Origin of the sequence: Paraburkholderia diazotrophica (genome assembly GCF_038900755.1) — a bacterium.
GTDB classification, from domain to species: domain Bacteria; phylum Pseudomonadota; class Gammaproteobacteria; order Burkholderiales; family Burkholderiaceae; genus Paraburkholderia; species Paraburkholderia diazotrophica_A.
On the sequence record NZ_JBBPEN010000001.1, the window covers coordinates 793,122 to 808,858 of the forward strand.

10 protein-coding genes are annotated in these 15,737 nt (G+C 59.7%); 7 read left to right on the top strand and 3 right to left on the bottom strand.

The window, feature by feature from the left end:
- The 3 genes from AABE10_RS03695 to AABE10_RS03705 form a co-directional block, all read right to left on the bottom strand.
- Nucleotides 1-699 carry a MotA/TolQ/ExbB proton channel family protein gene (locus AABE10_RS03695; RefSeq protein ID WP_342931911.1) on the bottom strand — a complete coding sequence of 233 codons (699 nt, stop codon included), beginning with the start codon at nucleotides 697-699 and terminating at the stop codon, nucleotides 1-3.
- 12 nt (nucleotides 700-711) lie between these two features.
- Nucleotides 712-2,892, bottom strand: a complete 2,181-nt coding sequence (locus AABE10_RS03700; protein ID WP_342931912.1) for a TonB-dependent receptor — start codon at nucleotides 2,890-2,892, stop codon at nucleotides 712-714.
- A gap of 211 nt (nucleotides 2,893-3,103) precedes the next feature.
- Nucleotides 3,104-5,890: a bifunctional YncE family protein/alkaline phosphatase family protein gene (locus AABE10_RS03705; protein ID WP_342931913.1), complete on the bottom strand. Its 2,787-nt coding sequence runs from the start codon at nucleotides 5,888-5,890 to the stop codon at nucleotides 3,104-3,106.
- Nucleotides 5,891-7,376: 1,486 nt separating this feature from the next.
- On the opposite strand from AABE10_RS03705, the gene AABE10_RS03710 reads away from it, so the two are divergent.
- The 7 genes from AABE10_RS03710 (at nucleotide 7,377) to AABE10_RS03740 (ending at nucleotide 15,679) form a co-directional block, all read left to right on the top strand.
- Nucleotides 7,377-8,666, top strand: coding sequence for a glycine betaine/L-proline ABC transporter ATP-binding protein (locus AABE10_RS03710; RefSeq protein WP_342931914.1), 1,290 nt, complete (start codon nucleotides 7,377-7,379; stop codon nucleotides 8,664-8,666).
- Nucleotides 8,663-9,544, top strand: coding sequence for a proline/glycine betaine ABC transporter permease (locus AABE10_RS03715; RefSeq protein ID WP_342931915.1), 882 nt, complete (start codon nucleotides 8,663-8,665; stop codon nucleotides 9,542-9,544). Before AABE10_RS03710 ends, AABE10_RS03715 begins: the two co-directional genes overlap by 4 nt.
- A 71-nt stretch (nucleotides 9,545-9,615) precedes the next feature.
- Complete coding sequence (locus AABE10_RS03720) at nucleotides 9,616-10,497, top strand: glycine betaine ABC transporter substrate-binding protein (protein WP_342931916.1); 882 nt, start codon at nucleotides 9,616-9,618, stop codon at nucleotides 10,495-10,497.
- Between the two features lie 107 nt (nucleotides 10,498-10,604).
- On the top strand, nucleotides 10,605-11,900 hold the full coding sequence (gene glyA, locus AABE10_RS03725; RefSeq protein WP_342931917.1) for a serine hydroxymethyltransferase: 1,296 nt from the start codon (nucleotides 10,605-10,607) through the stop codon (nucleotides 11,898-11,900).
- A 43-nt stretch (nucleotides 11,901-11,943) separates the two neighbouring features.
- Nucleotides 11,944-12,831, top strand: coding sequence for a dihydrodipicolinate synthase family protein (locus AABE10_RS03730; protein ID WP_342931918.1), 888 nt, complete (start codon nucleotides 11,944-11,946; stop codon nucleotides 12,829-12,831).
- 5 nt (nucleotides 12,832-12,836) lie between these two features.
- Complete coding sequence (locus tag AABE10_RS03735) at nucleotides 12,837-14,168, top strand: FAD-binding oxidoreductase (RefSeq protein WP_342931919.1); 1,332 nt, start codon at nucleotides 12,837-12,839, stop codon at nucleotides 14,166-14,168.
- A gap of 17 nt (nucleotides 14,169-14,185) precedes the next feature.
- On the top strand, nucleotides 14,186-15,679 hold the full coding sequence (locus tag AABE10_RS03740) for an aldehyde dehydrogenase (RefSeq protein ID WP_342931920.1): 1,494 nt from the start codon (nucleotides 14,186-14,188) through the stop codon (nucleotides 15,677-15,679).
- Nucleotides 15,680-15,737: the final 58 nt, after the last annotated feature.

A 15,737-nucleotide genomic window follows, 5' to 3' on the forward strand; every position in this document is an offset into this window, starting at 1 on the left:
TCACGCTCCCTGCCGCGCGAGCGCGCCGACCACTCCGCGCCGGATTTCGGTTTCTGTTTCCCGCGCGATGTGGGTTTCGGCGACATCGCTCGTCAGCCGATTGACGAGCGCGGTCTTCAGCGTATCGAGTTGATGAACGACGACTCGCACGCGGTTGTGCAGGCCGTTGAAGAACACGAGCCCGATCATCGCGACGAAGAGGCCCGACGCTGTGGCGATCAGCGCCTCGGCGACTCCGCCCGTCACCTGGGTTGACGCGTTGCCCGGATTCGACAGCACCTGAAACGCGTCGAACATGCCGATGATCGTCCCGAACAGCCCGAGCAGCGGCGCCAGTGTGACGGCGGTATCGAGCACCCACAGAAAGCGGTCGATGCGCGGAGCTTCGCGCATCACGGCTTCCTCCATGCTCGCAGCGAGCGTGTCGCGATCGGCGCGTCCGGCGAGCCGGCTTGCGGCTGCGATCACGCTGCCCGTCGGCAGGCCGTCGTGCCGTTCGGCCCAAGCCGCGAGCGCGCTCGCGTTCAGCGCCTTGTGATGGTCGAGTTCGGCCAGCGCCGCATGCGCGTCGCGCGCGACCCGATGCAGGAACCAGAGCCGTTCGATGACGACCGTCAGCGAGACGAACAGCAGCGCGGCGATCACATACAGCACGCCGCCCGAATGATGGGCGACGCGTAACAGGATGTCCGTCGACATGATCGATCCTCCTCAAAAATCCGCACGAAGGGTGACGTAGGCGGCCACGGGCGCGCCGAGATACGCGCCGACCACGTTGCTCGCGACGTAGTAGCGCTGGTTCGTGACGTTGTCGATGTTCAGATCGATGCCCCAGTGACGCTCGGCATAACCGAACTGCAGGTTCTCGATCAGGGAGGCAGGCGCCCAGTCGTAGCCGTTGGCGAAGCCGTTCGACATCCGGCTCATGTAGTTAATGCCCGCGCCCGCATGAAAGCCCGCCTTTCCGAAGAGCCTGAAGCGATACGTCGTCCACAGGTTCGCCATATAAGCGGGCACGCCCTGCGGGGCCGTGCCGACTGCGCCAGGCGTGTCCCGGCTATCCGTGACACGCGCGTGCTGCGCGGTGAAGTTTGCGTACACGTGCCAGTTCGGCATGAGATCCGCGTCGAGCGAGGCCTCGGCGCCGCGCGTGCGTTGCGAATCGAATGCGATCTGGTCGTCGCCGAACGGGGTCGCCACGTGTTCCCGCTTCACGTCGAACAGCGCGGTGTTGAGCACGTAGCGCCCGTCGTCGAGCGACCATTTGACGCCTGCCTCGTATTGCAGCGCCGATTCCGGCGGGCCGATGGAGAACGCGTCGTTCTCGGAGTTGAAATTCGCGAGGTAGCTGCGCGATACGCCGAAATACGGCGTCATCCAGGGCGTGACCTTGTACAGCACGCCGGCGTTCCAGCTGGTCGGCGCGTCGTTGCGCGTATACGTGTTGCCCTGAACCAGCGTGATGCCGTCGTTGGCGGTACGGTTCGGCTCGCCGGGCCGCGGGTTCAGGGCCAGTGACGTACCGAACCAGTCCTTGCGCACGCCGGCGCGAATCTTGAACCTGTCCGTCACGTCCACCTGATCGGTCGCGTAAAGGCTGTAGAAGTTCGCGGTCACATGATCGTTCTGGCACGAGTGAGAGGGCGCGCACTGAAAGTGGAGACTCGCGATGGAGGTTTCCAGCGGCACGGGCGCGAAGATGTTAGCGATATCCGGAAGGTCCGCCGTCGTCTTGTCGGTGTTGAGATCCTGATGCAGGTATTCGAAGCCCGTCAGCAGCGTATGGTGGACGCTGCCTGTCGAGAATTTCCAGACTGGCTCCAGCTGATAGTCGAGCGTGTTGAGCGAGTCGTTTTCATCGCGCAACTGGCGGCCGGTAAACGTGTTGCCCTTGATCTTCGCGTGCGTGCTGTCGCCGTTGCTGTAGAAGTCCAGCGTGTGATGCATGTACGACAGACGATTGTTGATCGTCAGGTAATCGCTGATGCGCCATTCGTCCGAGAGCGTCGCGCGCACGTAGTTGCCGTGCGCGTTCGCGAATGGCGTCGAATATTTGGCGTCGAACGGAACATTGTGGATCGGCGCGCCATTGCGATAGATGATCCCGTATGAGTCGGGCGTCGCCATGTAGTCTTGCGCGTCGATCGAAAATTCGATCTTGTGGTCGCCGATCTTCCACTGCAGATCGGGACGGATTTCCTTGTTCCACGATGCCAGGTCGCGATAGCCGTCGGAGCGGCCGGCGGCTGCGTCCACGCGATAGTTCAGTCCGTCGATACCGGTAGGACCGGTGACGTAGCCACTGGCGTTGACGGTGCCGAACGAGCCGGCCTGGATATCGCCGCCCCAGTGAAATTGCGCCGACGGCGTGTAGTGGATCAGGTTGATCGAGCCACCCGGAGGGCCGCTGCCGAGCAGCGCCGACCCCGGTCCCTTGAGCACTTCGATGCGCTCGACGCCCAGCAACGAATGCGTCGGGCCGTTGACCTGATCGCCGTCCGAGAAGCCGTCGTCATAGGTCTGCGCCTGAAGGCCCCGGATCATGAAGTGGTCGGTGAAGCCTTTCGAATCGGTGCCGCCATAGTTCACACCGGACACGTTGCCTTTGCGGATCGCTTCCTGCAACGACGTGACGCCTTGTTCGTCGAGAATGCCGCGCGGAATCACCTCCACGCTCATCGGCAGGTCGCCGAGCGCAGTGCCCGTCTTGCTGATCCCCGGGACCTGATACGGGTTGTTGACGTTGTGGTCTGGCGCGCTCGCGGTCGTCGCGGCGTTGACGGAGATCTCGCCGAGCGTGCCCGCAGGCTGTGTCTGTTGAGTCTGTGTCTGTTGAGCTTGTGTTTGCGGAAGCTGCCCTTGTTGAGCTTTCGCCAGATGGGCGAACGACAAGGCGGCAAATAGCGCCGATACGGCAATTGCGGTTCTCGATCGGGGGACGTTTATTGGCATCACGCTGTGCTGGTTATTGTCGTGTGCGGATAATCCCGGCGGGCAGCCGTCCTCTGAGGAACAGCGACCCGCCGGGACTGGCTACTGCGGATCGCGCGCATCAGGCAATGGCCTACCCAATGCGCCCGAACGGAACGACGCGACTAGTTGCTCAATCGTCGTCGTCGTCGGCAGCGGCGACGGTCTTCGTGCCGTCGGCCGCGACCTTCGAGTAGATCGAGTGCGGCACGGGATAGGGCTTGTCACCCATCACACCCTTCCACTGCACGTGGTTGAACAGCATCGGATCAATACGATCTTCCTTGGAGAAGTCGAAGTCCTTCGTCGCGTTCGCCCAGTACGTTGCGTCATGCAGCGGATGAATGTCCTCGCCCTGAGCAAACTGGCTGCCGTTGCTGCTGGCCACGTTGCCCACGTTCGTGCCCTTCAGGATCGTCGAAGCAACGGCCGTGTACGTCCACGAACCGTCCGACTTCGTGTCGAAGAGGTCGGCCATCGGCCTGGCGTACGCCGTATTCAGGTCCATGTGCTGCGTACCGAGCAGATCTTCCATGGTACGAAGCGCGTTGACCTGGCTGTAGGCGGTGCTGACGATGGCGTGCTTCTTCACGTACGCGCCGACGACGTAAGCCGTCGAGCGGTGCGAGTCGACGTGATCGGAACCGGCTTGCGAGTCGTCCTCGACCACGACGATCACCGTGTCCTTCGCGTACGGGCTGTGCGCGACCGTCTCGACCAGCTTGCCGACTGCGAAGTCGTTATCCGCTTCCTGCTGCTCGGCCGAACCCATCTGGCCGACGTTCTGCGCAAAGCTGCCCGTATGGTCGGAGCCCATGCGCACGAACTCGAACGACGGGAGCTGGCCGTTCGCGACGTACTGCTGGAACTCGCGGTTCCATTCGAGCTCGCGGAACGTGTCCGGATAGGCCTGATCGAAGCCGCGGTAGTACTGGTCCGTCAGGTTCACGAGCGACGGCTTGAGCGGGTGAGCCTGGACGTTGTTGGCACCGGCCGGGTTGAGCAGCGGGTTGGCGATCGTGCCGATCGTGCCGACGTTGTTGACCATGCCGCCGTAGTTGCGGACCGAGCCACCTGCTTGCAGCACCGCGTCGTAGATGCTCGCCTTCTGATAGCCGAACGGCGCGTCCGGCACGGTCACATCGGCGATGCCCGGCAGCGCGTTGGCCGTGCCGCCCGGCAGCGACGACGTCGCGCTGGTGAAGCCACCGTTCACCGCCGCATCGCGCATCGCGGTCGTCGCGAGACCGACGGGCACGCCACGGTTGCTGCCTTCGGATTCATACGACATGCCACGGCTGACGCCTGCGTAGTTCTCCTGCTGCGAGACTTCCTCGGTCGGCGTGACGTGCGCGTGCTGCACCCACGACCAGCCGTCCATCGAACCGTCGCCCGGATCGGTGAAGTTGTCGATCGTGACGAAGTTGTTCGAGAGGTTGTGGAAGTTCGGCGTCGTGGCCTTGCCGTACATCGTCAGCGACGGATCGCCGTTCGCGCCGTTGCCGATATCGCCGAGAATCTGGTCGAACGTGCGGTTTTCCTTCACGACGTAGATCACGTGCCTGATGTGCGAGCGCAGGAAGTTCATCGTCTCACGATCGCTATTCGACATCTTCACCGAATAGTGATTGTTTTCGTTGACCTGGCTGGTCAGACGGTCGAGCGAATCACCCGACGGAACCGGCGCGCTGACGAGGCTGCTCTGCTCGAGGCCGAACTGGTACTGGGCCGTCGTGCCGGACGTATAGAGCGGGTTCGGGCCTGTGTTCGACTTGCCGTTGATGATGTACATCTGCGAACCATCGGCGCTCAGCGTGATGTCCTTCGGCGCATAGGCGGTCGGGATCAGGCCGCTGACGTGATAGCCGTTGTTGCCATCGAGCGAGATCACGGCAATCGAGTTGTCGCCGTTGTTGACGGCATACAGCGTCTTGCCGTCCTTCGAAACGGTCACGTTGACGGTGTCGCGGCCGCTGTACTTCTTGTTGTTGCCGCTGCCCTGGTCGTTGCCGTCGCCGTTCTGGCTGGCGATATCGATCGTCTTCTCCACCCGGTGGCTGGCGGTATCGATGACGGCGACCTGGTCGGCGTTCGACACGGCGACATAGAGCTTCGACTGATCGGGCGAGAGCGTCATGCCGTAAGCGTTGCCCTTGACCGGGATGCGCGTGACGAATTGCGGCGAGGCCGGGTTCGACAGGTTCAGCACCACGACTTCACGGTCACGCACCGACGAGATGAACGCGGTGCCGTCTGCCTTCAGCGAAACTGCCCATGGATATTCGCCACCGGCGGCGCCCTGCTGGCCTGACGTGTTGAATGGACGCAGGTCGTATTCCGACGTGAGCGTGTTCGAGGCCGTGTCGATGATGGAGATCGAATCGTTGTAGTTGTTGGCTACGACGAGCGTCCGGCCGTCGGCGGAAACTGCGAGGCCGCCGGCGTTCGGCTTCACGCCCGAACCGATACCCTTCGAGTGGTTCAGCGCGATGGCCGCGGACTGAGCCCATTGAGCCGAAGGCGCAGCGGAAGCGCGGCTGTACACGTAGACCTTGTCGTCAGCACCACCCGTGCCGTACAGGGTCTGGTTGCCGTTCCACGCGAGACCATCGAACGCGTTGTTCTGGTGAATTGCTTGCACCAGCTTCGGGGTCGCCTTGTTCGCGCCCGACACGTCGTAGATGAAGATGTACTGCGTGGAGTCAGGCTTGTCCAACGTGCTGTTGTTAGCGCCCGTGTAGACCGTGTTGTAGCCGGCGGTGATCACTGCCAGCGTGTTGCCGTCCGGGCTGAGTTGCGACTTGATGGCGCCGCTGACCACCTGGCTCGGCTTGGCCGAAAGTTGCGGGTTCAACAACTGCTGGACTGCGCCCGGAATTGCTTTCGGGGAGATGAACTGCCCGGTCGGCAGCAGTTCCATGTTGCTTTGAGGTGCTGCTACTGCATGAAGGGTGGGGAAGAGTATTGAGCCAGTCAGTAATCCTAATGTAATGCCAGACTGAATCAGGCTACGTTTTTTCATTTCCTATCTCCAGAAGACAATCAGAATTGAAATATTTGCTCCTGTCCTGAACTTGCGAGATCTGTTCTGTTACCCCTGTTCTGTAATTGGAGCTGTCTGTGCTGAAGTGTCTGCCTACCTCAGCCAGCAAAATTTATCGTTTGCGCGTGTCAGAGACATGAATCAATACGCGTTGCCGAAAAAGAATGCGAAATAAGTCGTTGTGTAAGCAATTTGTTATTCGCTATTTCGAAAAATCGATTGGTAAAGGAATGGCGTCCAATCGTTAGATAGCTACTAACGCGTGTGCGCTTCGCGAGAACAATGCTCCTCGCGCGTATGTAGCCTTGCGTACTTTTTTCTCGCGATGTGGTCGGCGTGATGCCGCACGGCGATTTTTTTGCCGATCGCGTTGTGCCGCGACGTGCGCGGCGTTGCGCGGCGTCGTATGCGACTGCCGCATGGTACACATGAGAGGCAAGCGGTGCTGATCGGTAGTGGAGCGAGGTCGAGATCGTGTGCGACCCTCTTCGAGCATTGCGCGCGACAGCAGTCGACTGGAAATGTGACGCTGTCATAAAAAGCGCAGACCTTCTTTTTATGGCTAACAATGACACCGGCATTGCACATTAATTAGCCGTGGTATTCCATGTCAATGCGAAGCATCTTCAGCATTGATTGAATTTTGGGCAAGGTCACGCGATAAACAAATCGAAACGGCTTTATGTTTATTACGGTCATTGGTTTCTGTTCATTGTCATCGGCCGCATTGTTCGCTGATGCTGGTGGGTCCGCTTAAGCCAGCGTAAAAACTGCTGAGGCCTTCTCAGACAGAAACCGCTACCCGCTCTCAGTCGCTGCATGTTCGCGATGTCGATGCAGCGACTCATCGCATGTGGGCCGCGAGACGTACTCTCGTAGACCCTACCTGGGACATTCCCTATGCGGCGGCCTCGATCGCGTGAAAGTCGAAGCGGTGAAAGGCCGCGCTGTGGCGAGTGCTGTCGCTCGCAAACCCGCAGCCAGCCGAGCTGAGCGCGAGTTTCATTTTCGGCGTTGCTTTTCTGGAAGCACTACAGAGGCGCTTTGCATTACCAAAGGTATGGAAAAGTGCCCAGAAAATGTAGCTGGATGCGTCAATTTGGCTTGGTACGCTGCAATCCATGCATTAACCACCGACTAGCGCGACGTATGACGCACGAATGTTCTGCATTTTGTGCGCGGAATAGTGACTTGTTTGGCTTAAGTGCCTCGCGACGTTTGTCTCGCGCCCAAACACCCACAGCTTCGAAACGAAACTGGTCAGGTGCATCCGGCAAAAGCAAGCGATGCCTTCAGGTGCAGGGGTTTGTGAAGGCTACAGGTCGCGCTTCGATTTCTTGAACTTGCCAGTTGGGATGACACAATGGCCCCAAACCTGACATTCGCGCCGGAAGGCGTGCTCCATCCGGGCGCAATCCACGCGGAAGATGTTTCCCCGGTAGCGAAATCCATCGCAGTCTCCGGGACCGACATTCTCACGGTCCGGAACCTGTCGAAAATCTTCGGACCAAAGCCCGAGCGCGCCGCTGAGCTCGTAAAGCAAGGTCTCGGACGAAATGAAATTTTCGATCAGACGGGCAACATGGTCGCCGTCAATGACGTCAGCCTGAGCGTCAAGGCGGGTGAGATCTTTGTCGTCATGGGCCTCTCGGGTTCCGGCAAGTCGACGCTGGTTCGACTGCTCAATCGCCTGATCGAACCCACTGCCGGCCAGGTCGTTCTCGAAGGCCGCGACATCGCCCCCATGTCCACAACGGAACTGCGCGAAGTCCGCCGCAAGAAGATGGCGATGGTGTTCCAGTCGTTCGCGCTTCTGCCCAACCGCACGGTGCTCGACAACATTGCGTATGGGCTGGAAGTCGCCGGCCTGAAGAAGGCCGAGCGATACGATATCGCGCGTTCCGCGCTCACGCGAGTCGGTCTGGGCTCGTATGAAAAGCTGTTCCCCAGCGAATTGTCCGGCGGCATGCAGCAGCGCGTCGGCCTTGCACGCGCGCTTGCGGTGAACCCCTCGGTGCTTCTGATGGACGAGGCTTTCTCGGCATTGGACCCGCTGATCCGGTTTGAAATGCAGAGCGAGCTTCTGCGGCTTCAGAAGGAAGAGCAGCGGACCATCGTCTTTATTTCGCACGACATCGAAGAAGCCATCAAGATCGGCGGCCGGATCGGCATCATGAAGGATGGCTGCCTGATCCAGGTCGGCACGCCTGCCGAGCTTATCCAGTCGCCGGCCGATTCATACGTGCGGGACTTCTTCCGCAACGTTGACGTTTCGCGGTTCCTTAAAGCTTCGAGTCTGATGACGCAAGTAGACCGTGGGCTGATTTCTTGTGACATCGGTACGTCCGCAGAGCGCTACCTCAATCAGCTTATCGATAGCGGCGTCGAGTGCGGCTATGTGTGCGATGACGCGGGCCGGTATCAGGGCTGTGTCACGCCCGCATCGCTGCACAAGGCGGGCGCGCACCCGGTTCGGGAAGCGCTGCTTCGCGACGTGAATGCCGTTTCGCTGGATGCGGATTTGCACGAACTGGCTGCCATTGCATTGAGCCAGGAACACGATGTCCCCGTCACCGATACGACCGGACAACTCGCAGGCGTAGTGTCGTGCCGGACAATACTCAAGCAGGTTATGGAACGGAGAGCAGCATGAATTCGTCAGTCATCGGAAAGTTTGCAGAAAATGCAGTCAATTTTCTCTTTCAGCATTTTCGCGGCGGCTTCGACGCTTTCTCCGCCGCACTGGGTGCCGTCGTCAAGCTGCTTGAAGATGGGTTGGCTTCTATTCCATTCATCGCCATGCTCATCATCCTCATGGCGTTTGCGTTGTGGCGGCGCGGTGTCGTGTTTTCGGTCTTCGTCGGCGTTGCTCTTCTGGCCATTCATTACATGGGCCTGTGGGCTCAAACCGTCTCCACACTGGCGCTCGTGATCGCGGCGACTTTCTTCAGCCTTGTAATCGGCGTGCCGCTTGGTATCTGGGGCGCACGAAACAAACGGGTGGAAGTGATTTTGCGCTCGCTGCTCGATTTCATGCAGACGATGCCGGCATTCGTCTATCTGATTCCCGCCGTCATTCTGTTCGGGCTGGGCCGCGTTCCGGCGGTGATTGCAACCATTGTGTTCGCGATGCCGCCAGTCGTGCGCCTCACGACGCTGGGCATCAAGCAGGTGCGCGAGGAGTTGCTGGAAGCGGGCCGCTCGTTCGGCAGCACCGATTCGCAGCTTCTCTGGAAAATCCAGTTGCCGAACGCGCTGCCATCGATCATGGCCGGCGTGAATCAGACCATCATGATGGCGCTTTCGATGGTCGTGGTGGCGTCGATGATTGGTGCGGGCGGCCTTGGCGAATATGTGTTGAGCGGCATTCAACGCCTCGATATCGGGATTGGTTTCGAGGGTGGTCTCGGTGTTGTGTTGCTCGCCATCGTGCTCGACCGGTTGACGGAAAGTTTCGGTGTGAAGGCAAAGAAAGCCAGACCCGGCGCACGCACGGCGAAGACGGGCCCACGTGCCGCAGCACGAACCTGAATGACGAATTTGTAGAACATCGCAGCGGCAGTCAATTTTCAACTAATCCGATAATCAAGTAGGAGTGCTATATGAAGCGCAATTTATTTAAATCGCTCATTGCGAGCATCGCGATGTCGACGGTCGTCGCCATGAGTGTCGGTGCCGGCTCCGCTGTCGCCGCCGAACCGATCAAGATTGCAGTCACGAACTGGGCCGACGTTCTGGCCGTAGCCAATGTCGCGAAGTACGTTCTCGAGAACAATCTCAAGCAGCCGGTTCAATTCGTGCAGGCCGATATCGGCATCCAGTATCAGGGCGTGGCTCGCGGTGATCTGGACATCATGGTTGGCGGATGGCTGCCGGTGACTCACGCAGCGTATTACGCGCGATACAAGAACGATATGGATGACGTCGGCGTTATCTATACGGGCGGCAAGAACGGTTGGGCAGTGCCGGCGTACATACCCGAATCGCAGGTCGCGTCGATTTCCGATCTGGAAAAGCCGGATGTCAAGAGCAAGCTGAACGGCACCATTCAAGGCATAGAGCCCGGCGGCGGTCTGATGCAGGCGTCCGAAAAGACGATCAAGGCATACGACCTGAACGGCTACAACCTGCAATCGTCAAGCGAAGCCGGCATGCTCGCAGGCGTTTCGCGCGCCTATCAGTCGAAGCAATGGATCGTCGCCACGGTCTGGAGCCCCCACTGGCTCTTCCAGAAATGGCAGATGCGTTATCTCAAGGACCCCAAGGGCACGCTAGGTGGCGAGGAGCAGGTTCACGCGTTCGCGTCGAAACAGTTCGCGACCAAATTTCCCCGTGCAGACGTCTTCTTCAAGCATTTCAAGCTGACGCTCGCTGACGTCGAATCCATCGAATACGAGGGCAATTCCACGAACGACTACGCGACAGCAGCGAAGAAATTCGTCGACGCACACCCGGACAAGGTGAAGGCCTGGTTGCAGCAATAGGCCGGGGATGAACTCGCCGTTACCCGCCGGGTAATGGCGAACGCTGCATCGCGTCAACAGATGGTCTTGCAAGACATGCTTCAAACGATTTCATCCGGAGTGACCACGTGAACGAGAACTCACGCTTTTTTGCCGAAACCCTCCAGAGCCGCGACCCCGTTATCGCATCAGAGATTGCATTGGAGTTGCGCCGCCAGCAAACGCAGATCGAATTGATTGCGTCCGAGAACATCGTCTCGGCAGCAGTGATGGAAGCGCAGGGTACTGTGCTGACCAACAAGTACGCCGAGGGATATCCGTCGAAGCGCTATTACGGCGGATGTGAACACGTGGATAGGGTCGAAGCGCTCGCCATCGATCGCGTCAAAGCGCTGTTCGAAGCCGAATACGCCAACGTGCAGCCTCACTCGGGCGCGCAGGCGAACGGCGCTGTGATGCTCGCGCTCGCGAAGCCGGGCGAGACGGTGATGGGCATGTCCCTGGATGCGGGAGGCCACCTGACGCATGGCGCCCGGCCCGCGCTTTCCGGCAAGTGGTTCAACGCCGTCCAATACGGCGTGAATCCCGATACTTACCGCATCGACTATGAGCAGGTACGTCGGCTCGCGGAAGAGCATCGTCCCAAGCTCATTATCGCGGGTTATTCAGCCTATCCGCGTGCTCTGGATTTCGCGGCTTTCCGCGATATTGCGGATAGCGTCGGCGCGATGTTGATGGTCGACATGGCACATATCGCGGGCATTGTCGCGGCAGGCAGACACGAAAACCCTGTGCCATTCGCCGACGTGGTCACGTCCACTACCCATAAGACGCTTCGCGGACCGCGAGGCGGATTCATCCTCACCAATAACGGCGATATTGCCAGGAAGATGAACTCCGCCGTATTCCCGGGGTTGCAGGGCGGTCCGCTGATGCACGTCATCGCAGGCAAGGCAGTTGCATTCGGCGAGGCGCTTCGTCCTGAGTTCACCGCATATATCGACCGCGTGCTGCGCAACGCGCAGGCGCTCGGCAACGTCCTGCAATCGGGCGGCCTCAGTCTGGTGACGGGCGGAACGGATAACCACTTGCTGCTGGTCGATTTGCGCTCGAAGCACCTAACGGGTACGCAGGCTGAAAAGGCGCTGGAGCGCGCGGGTATCACCTGCAATAAGAACGGTATTCCATTCGACACGGAAAACCCGACCGTCACTTCGGGAATCCGTCTCGGCACACCTGCGGGCACGACGCGAGGCTTCGGAACCGAGCAGTTCGAGCAGGTTGGACAGATGATTCTCGAGGTCCTGTCGGCACTCGAACGAGAGCCCGCCGGCGACGAACGCGTCGAGCGTGCGGTGCGTAGCCGCGTGCGTGACCTCTGCAACCAGTTCCCGATCTATTCACATGCGGATGCCCTCGTCTAACCGGCGAGGACGCGCAGCGACCTTTACTGAAGAGAGAACGACGATGAGCTTCGAGGGAGTACATACGCCTCTGGTTACGCCATTCAACGCAGATGGCGAGATTAACCATGATCTGCTCGGCAAGCACGCGGCCAATCTCGCGAGTCGAGTAGCGGGCCTTGGTATCGGCGGCACCACGGGCGAATACTATGCGTTGAGTTTCGACGAGCGTGTCCGCACGTTCAACACCGTTGCAGAAGCAGCAGGCGGCAAGACGTATCTCACTGCGGGCATCAATGCGACCACGACGAGCGAAGTCATTCGCCTTGGACAAGAGGCGAAGCGCGCCGGACTGTCTGCATTGCTGCTCGCTGCTCCGTACTACGCGCAGCCGACGCAAGAAGAACTGTTGGGCCACATGCTGAAAGTGGACGACAGTCTCGACATGCCGATCATGCTTTACAACTTTCCTGCCCGAACGGGGACGGAAATCGGCGATACGGTATTGGAAAAACTGCTCGAACGGCCGAACTTCGTCGCAATGAAAGAGAGTACCGGCGACATCTCGCATCTGCATCATCTCGCGACGCACTTCCGCGACAGGCTGGTGCTGAGCTGCGGAATGGACGACCAGGCGCTCGAGTTTTTCGTGTGGGGCGCAAAGAGCTGGGTCGGCGGTGCTTCGAACTTCTTGCCGGAAGCTCACACCGCACTCTTCGATGCATGCGTGAAGCGGAACGACTTCGAGACCGGCCGCGAGCTGATGGCGCAACTGCTGCCTGTACTCGAACTGCTGGAGCGCAGTGGCAAATTCATTCAATACGTTCGATACGGATGTGAACTCGCGGGTATGCCCGTCGGTGTTGCACGGGCGCCGCTCGGCACGCTCACGGAAGAAGAGCGCAGCGTGTTTGCAACGCTGGTTCAACCTATGTTGCGCAACGCGCAGTAACTTTCATGATCTCGAATCTGGAATTCGTGCGTTTTCCCGCGCCGGATGGCGTGAACGGGTGGTGGGAGAGTCTGCCCGCGCCGCGTCCCGCCGATACTGTGTCGTCGGAACGGCGATTTGACTGGGTCGTTGTCGGCGGCGGCATTACGGGGCTATGCGCTGCCCGGCGGCTGGCTGAACTCGCGCCTGATGCCTCGATTGCACTCGTCGAGGCGGATCGTATAGGGCGCACGACAGCCGGTCGGAATTCCGGATTCTTTATCGACTTGCCGCACGACATCAGCAGTGAAAGCTACTCGCGAAGCGTGGAAGCGGATAAGGCCGATATCCGGCTGCAACGTCACGGCATCGACTATGTGCGTTCAGTGGTGAAGCAATACGGCATCGACTGCGACTGGCGGGATGACGGCAAGTTTCATGCTTCCGTGAACAAGAAAGGCCACGCGGCGCTGGCCCATTTCGCCGAAGGACTCGCTCGTATCGACGAAGACTTTGAATGGCTCGACGAAGCCGCAATCGCGAAAGTCACTGGCACGCGGTTCTATGAGGGCGCGCTCTTCACGCCAGGATGCAGCACGGTCCAGCCGGCGGCGCTCATGCGTGGTCTAGCTGCGACGCTGCCGGAAAACGTAAAGGTTTTCGAAATGAGCGCAGTAAAGGCAATAGAGGACCAGGGGGCAAACAAGGTGTTGACCTTTGCCGCCGGAAAGATCATGGCGAAGCGCGTGATTCGCTGCACGAATGCCTACGCGGCGACTTTCGGTGGACATCCGAACGGCCTGTTGCCCGTGTACACATTTGCATCGATGACCCGTGTGATGACGCCGGACGAAGTGCGCCGGCTGGGCGGCACGCGATCGTGGGCATTGATTCCCGCCGATCCGATGGGTTCGACGATACGGCGTCTGAGTACCGACCGCATCTGCGTTCGAAATCACTTCGCGTTTCGCCCCAGTCTCGAAGTGTCGCAAGCCGATCTGGCCAAGGCGAAGAGCCTGCATCGACGCTCGTTTGATCGCCGTTTTCCGATGCTGAAAGACGTCGAGCTCGAGTACACCTGGGGTGGCCCTCTGTGTCTGTCAGTCAACAACGGGGCGCTTTTCGGACGCCGCAGCGATGGTGTTTTCGAATCCGTCGGATGCAATGGTCTGGGACTGAGCAGAGGATCTGCGTCGGGGAAGCTCATTGCCGAATGTGCACTCGGTCACGACAGCGACCTCGTTCGTCAGCTATTGAATCAGCCGCATCCGCGCTCGCTGCCGGTTCGTCCCATTGCCGACGTCGCTGTCACTGCGGCTATCTGGATGAAGGAATTTTCGGCGGGAGCCGAGCTTTAAGTCTGTGAGGACAGGACATGACGACCTATCAGGAATGGAAGCAGAAAGCAGAAGCCTTGTCGCTCGACGGACGAGCGTTTATCGCCGGGCAACGGTGTTCAGCCGCATCGAACGAGACGTTCCAGACCCTGAATCCGTCGACGGGAAAGGTACTGGCCGATATCGCAAAGTGCGATACGAAAGATGTCGACCGCGCAGTCGTCGCAGCGAGAAATGCGTTCGAGTCCGGTGTGTGGTCAAAGGCGGCACCGGCTCAGCGAAAAGCAGTGCTATTGCGTCTCGCACAACTGATCGACGAACACGCCGAAGAACTGGCGCTTCTCGAAGCACTCGAGGCGGGCAAACCCATTAGCGAGTGCATGGGATTGGACATTCCCGAATCGGCGGCATGTATTCGTTGGCACGCAGAAGTCACCGACAAGCGCTACGACGCGTTGTCGCCGTCGGGCGCGAGCGTCGTCAGCATGATTACCCGCGAACCGATTGGAGTCGTGGGCGCCGTGCTTCCCTGGAACTTTCCGGCGCTCATGCTTGCATGGAAAATCGGCCCGGCGCTTTCCGTCGGCAATAGCGTCATCGTGAAACCCGCCGAGCAGACGTCGCTTTCCACACTGCGTATCGCCGATCTGGCAGCAGAAGCTGGCGTGCCTGCAGGCGTCTTAAGCGTCGTGACGGGCTTTGGCGAAAGCGCCGGCCAGGCATTGGGCCGGCATGCAGACGTCGACCTCGTTGCATTTACCGGCTCCACAGAAACGGGAAAGCGATTCCTTCGCTATTCCGCGGACACGAACCTGAAGCGGGTCGTGCTGGAATGCGGCGGAAAGAACCCGCAAGTCGTGCTGCCCGACGTCGCGAATCTCGACGCTGTCGCTGAGCAGGCAGTCGCCGCGGCGTTCTGGAATATGGGCGAGAACTGTAGCGCAGGCTCCCGCATTCTGGTTCATTCGACCGCGAAGGCACAGTTGCTCGAAAAGGTACTGGCAGTTCTCGAAGGATGGAAGACAGGCGATCCGCTCGATCCTGACGTCAAGCTCGGTTCTCTGATCGAAGAGAAGCACTATGAAAAAGTGCTCGCTCAGGTCGAGAAAGCAAAGTCGGAAGGAGCACGCGTCGTGTGCGGCGGCAAGGCAACGCGCACTGAAACGGGCGGTTGGTTTGTCGAGCCGACCATCTTCGATAACGTCACGCCGGAGATGAGCATCGCTCGCGAAGAGGTCTTTGGCCCGGTCGTCTGCTTTATCGAATACGCTGACGTCGACGAAGCGGTCCGCATTGCCAACGATACGTGCTACGGACTGGCCGCATCGCTGTGGACTGACAATGTCAATAACGCGCATAAGATTGCTGGCCGTATTCGCGCAGGTACAGTGACGGTGAACTGCTTTGGCGAAGGCGACCTGTCGACGCCATTCGGTGGATTCAAGCAATCGGGCTTCGGTGGCCGGGACAAGTCCGTCTATGCGCACGACCAGTATTGCGAACTGAAGACGACCTGGCTGAAGCTCGACTAGCTTTCATCCGACTGTTGAAAGCCAATGACAGCGCGGTCCGCCAGGCCGGGCTGTCGTG

Excerpts from the sequence above, each read along its gene's own strand:
- AABE10_RS03695 (WP_342931911.1), bottom strand. The coding sequence starts at position 699 with ATGTCGACGGACATCCTGTTACGCGTCGCCCATCATTCGGGCGGCGTG.
- AABE10_RS03705 (WP_342931913.1), bottom strand. The coding sequence starts at position 5,890 with ATGGAACTGCTGCCGACCGGGCAGTTCATCTCCCCGAAAGCAATTCCG.
- AABE10_RS03710 (WP_342931914.1), top strand. The coding sequence starts at position 7,377 with ATGGCCCCAAACCTGACATTCGCGCCGGAAGGCGTGCTCCATCCGGGC.
- AABE10_RS03715 (WP_342931915.1), top strand. The coding sequence starts at position 8,663 with ATGAATTCGTCAGTCATCGGAAAGTTTGCAGAAAATGCAGTCAATTTT.
- AABE10_RS03720 (WP_342931916.1), top strand. The coding sequence starts at position 9,616 with ATGAAGCGCAATTTATTTAAATCGCTCATTGCGAGCATCGCGATGTCG.
- AABE10_RS03730 (WP_342931918.1), top strand. The coding sequence starts at position 11,944 with ATGAGCTTCGAGGGAGTACATACGCCTCTGGTTACGCCATTCAACGCA.
- AABE10_RS03735 (WP_342931919.1), top strand. The coding sequence starts at position 12,837 with ATGATCTCGAATCTGGAATTCGTGCGTTTTCCCGCGCCGGATGGCGTG.
- AABE10_RS03740 (WP_342931920.1), top strand. The coding sequence starts at position 14,186 with ATGACGACCTATCAGGAATGGAAGCAGAAAGCAGAAGCCTTGTCGCTC.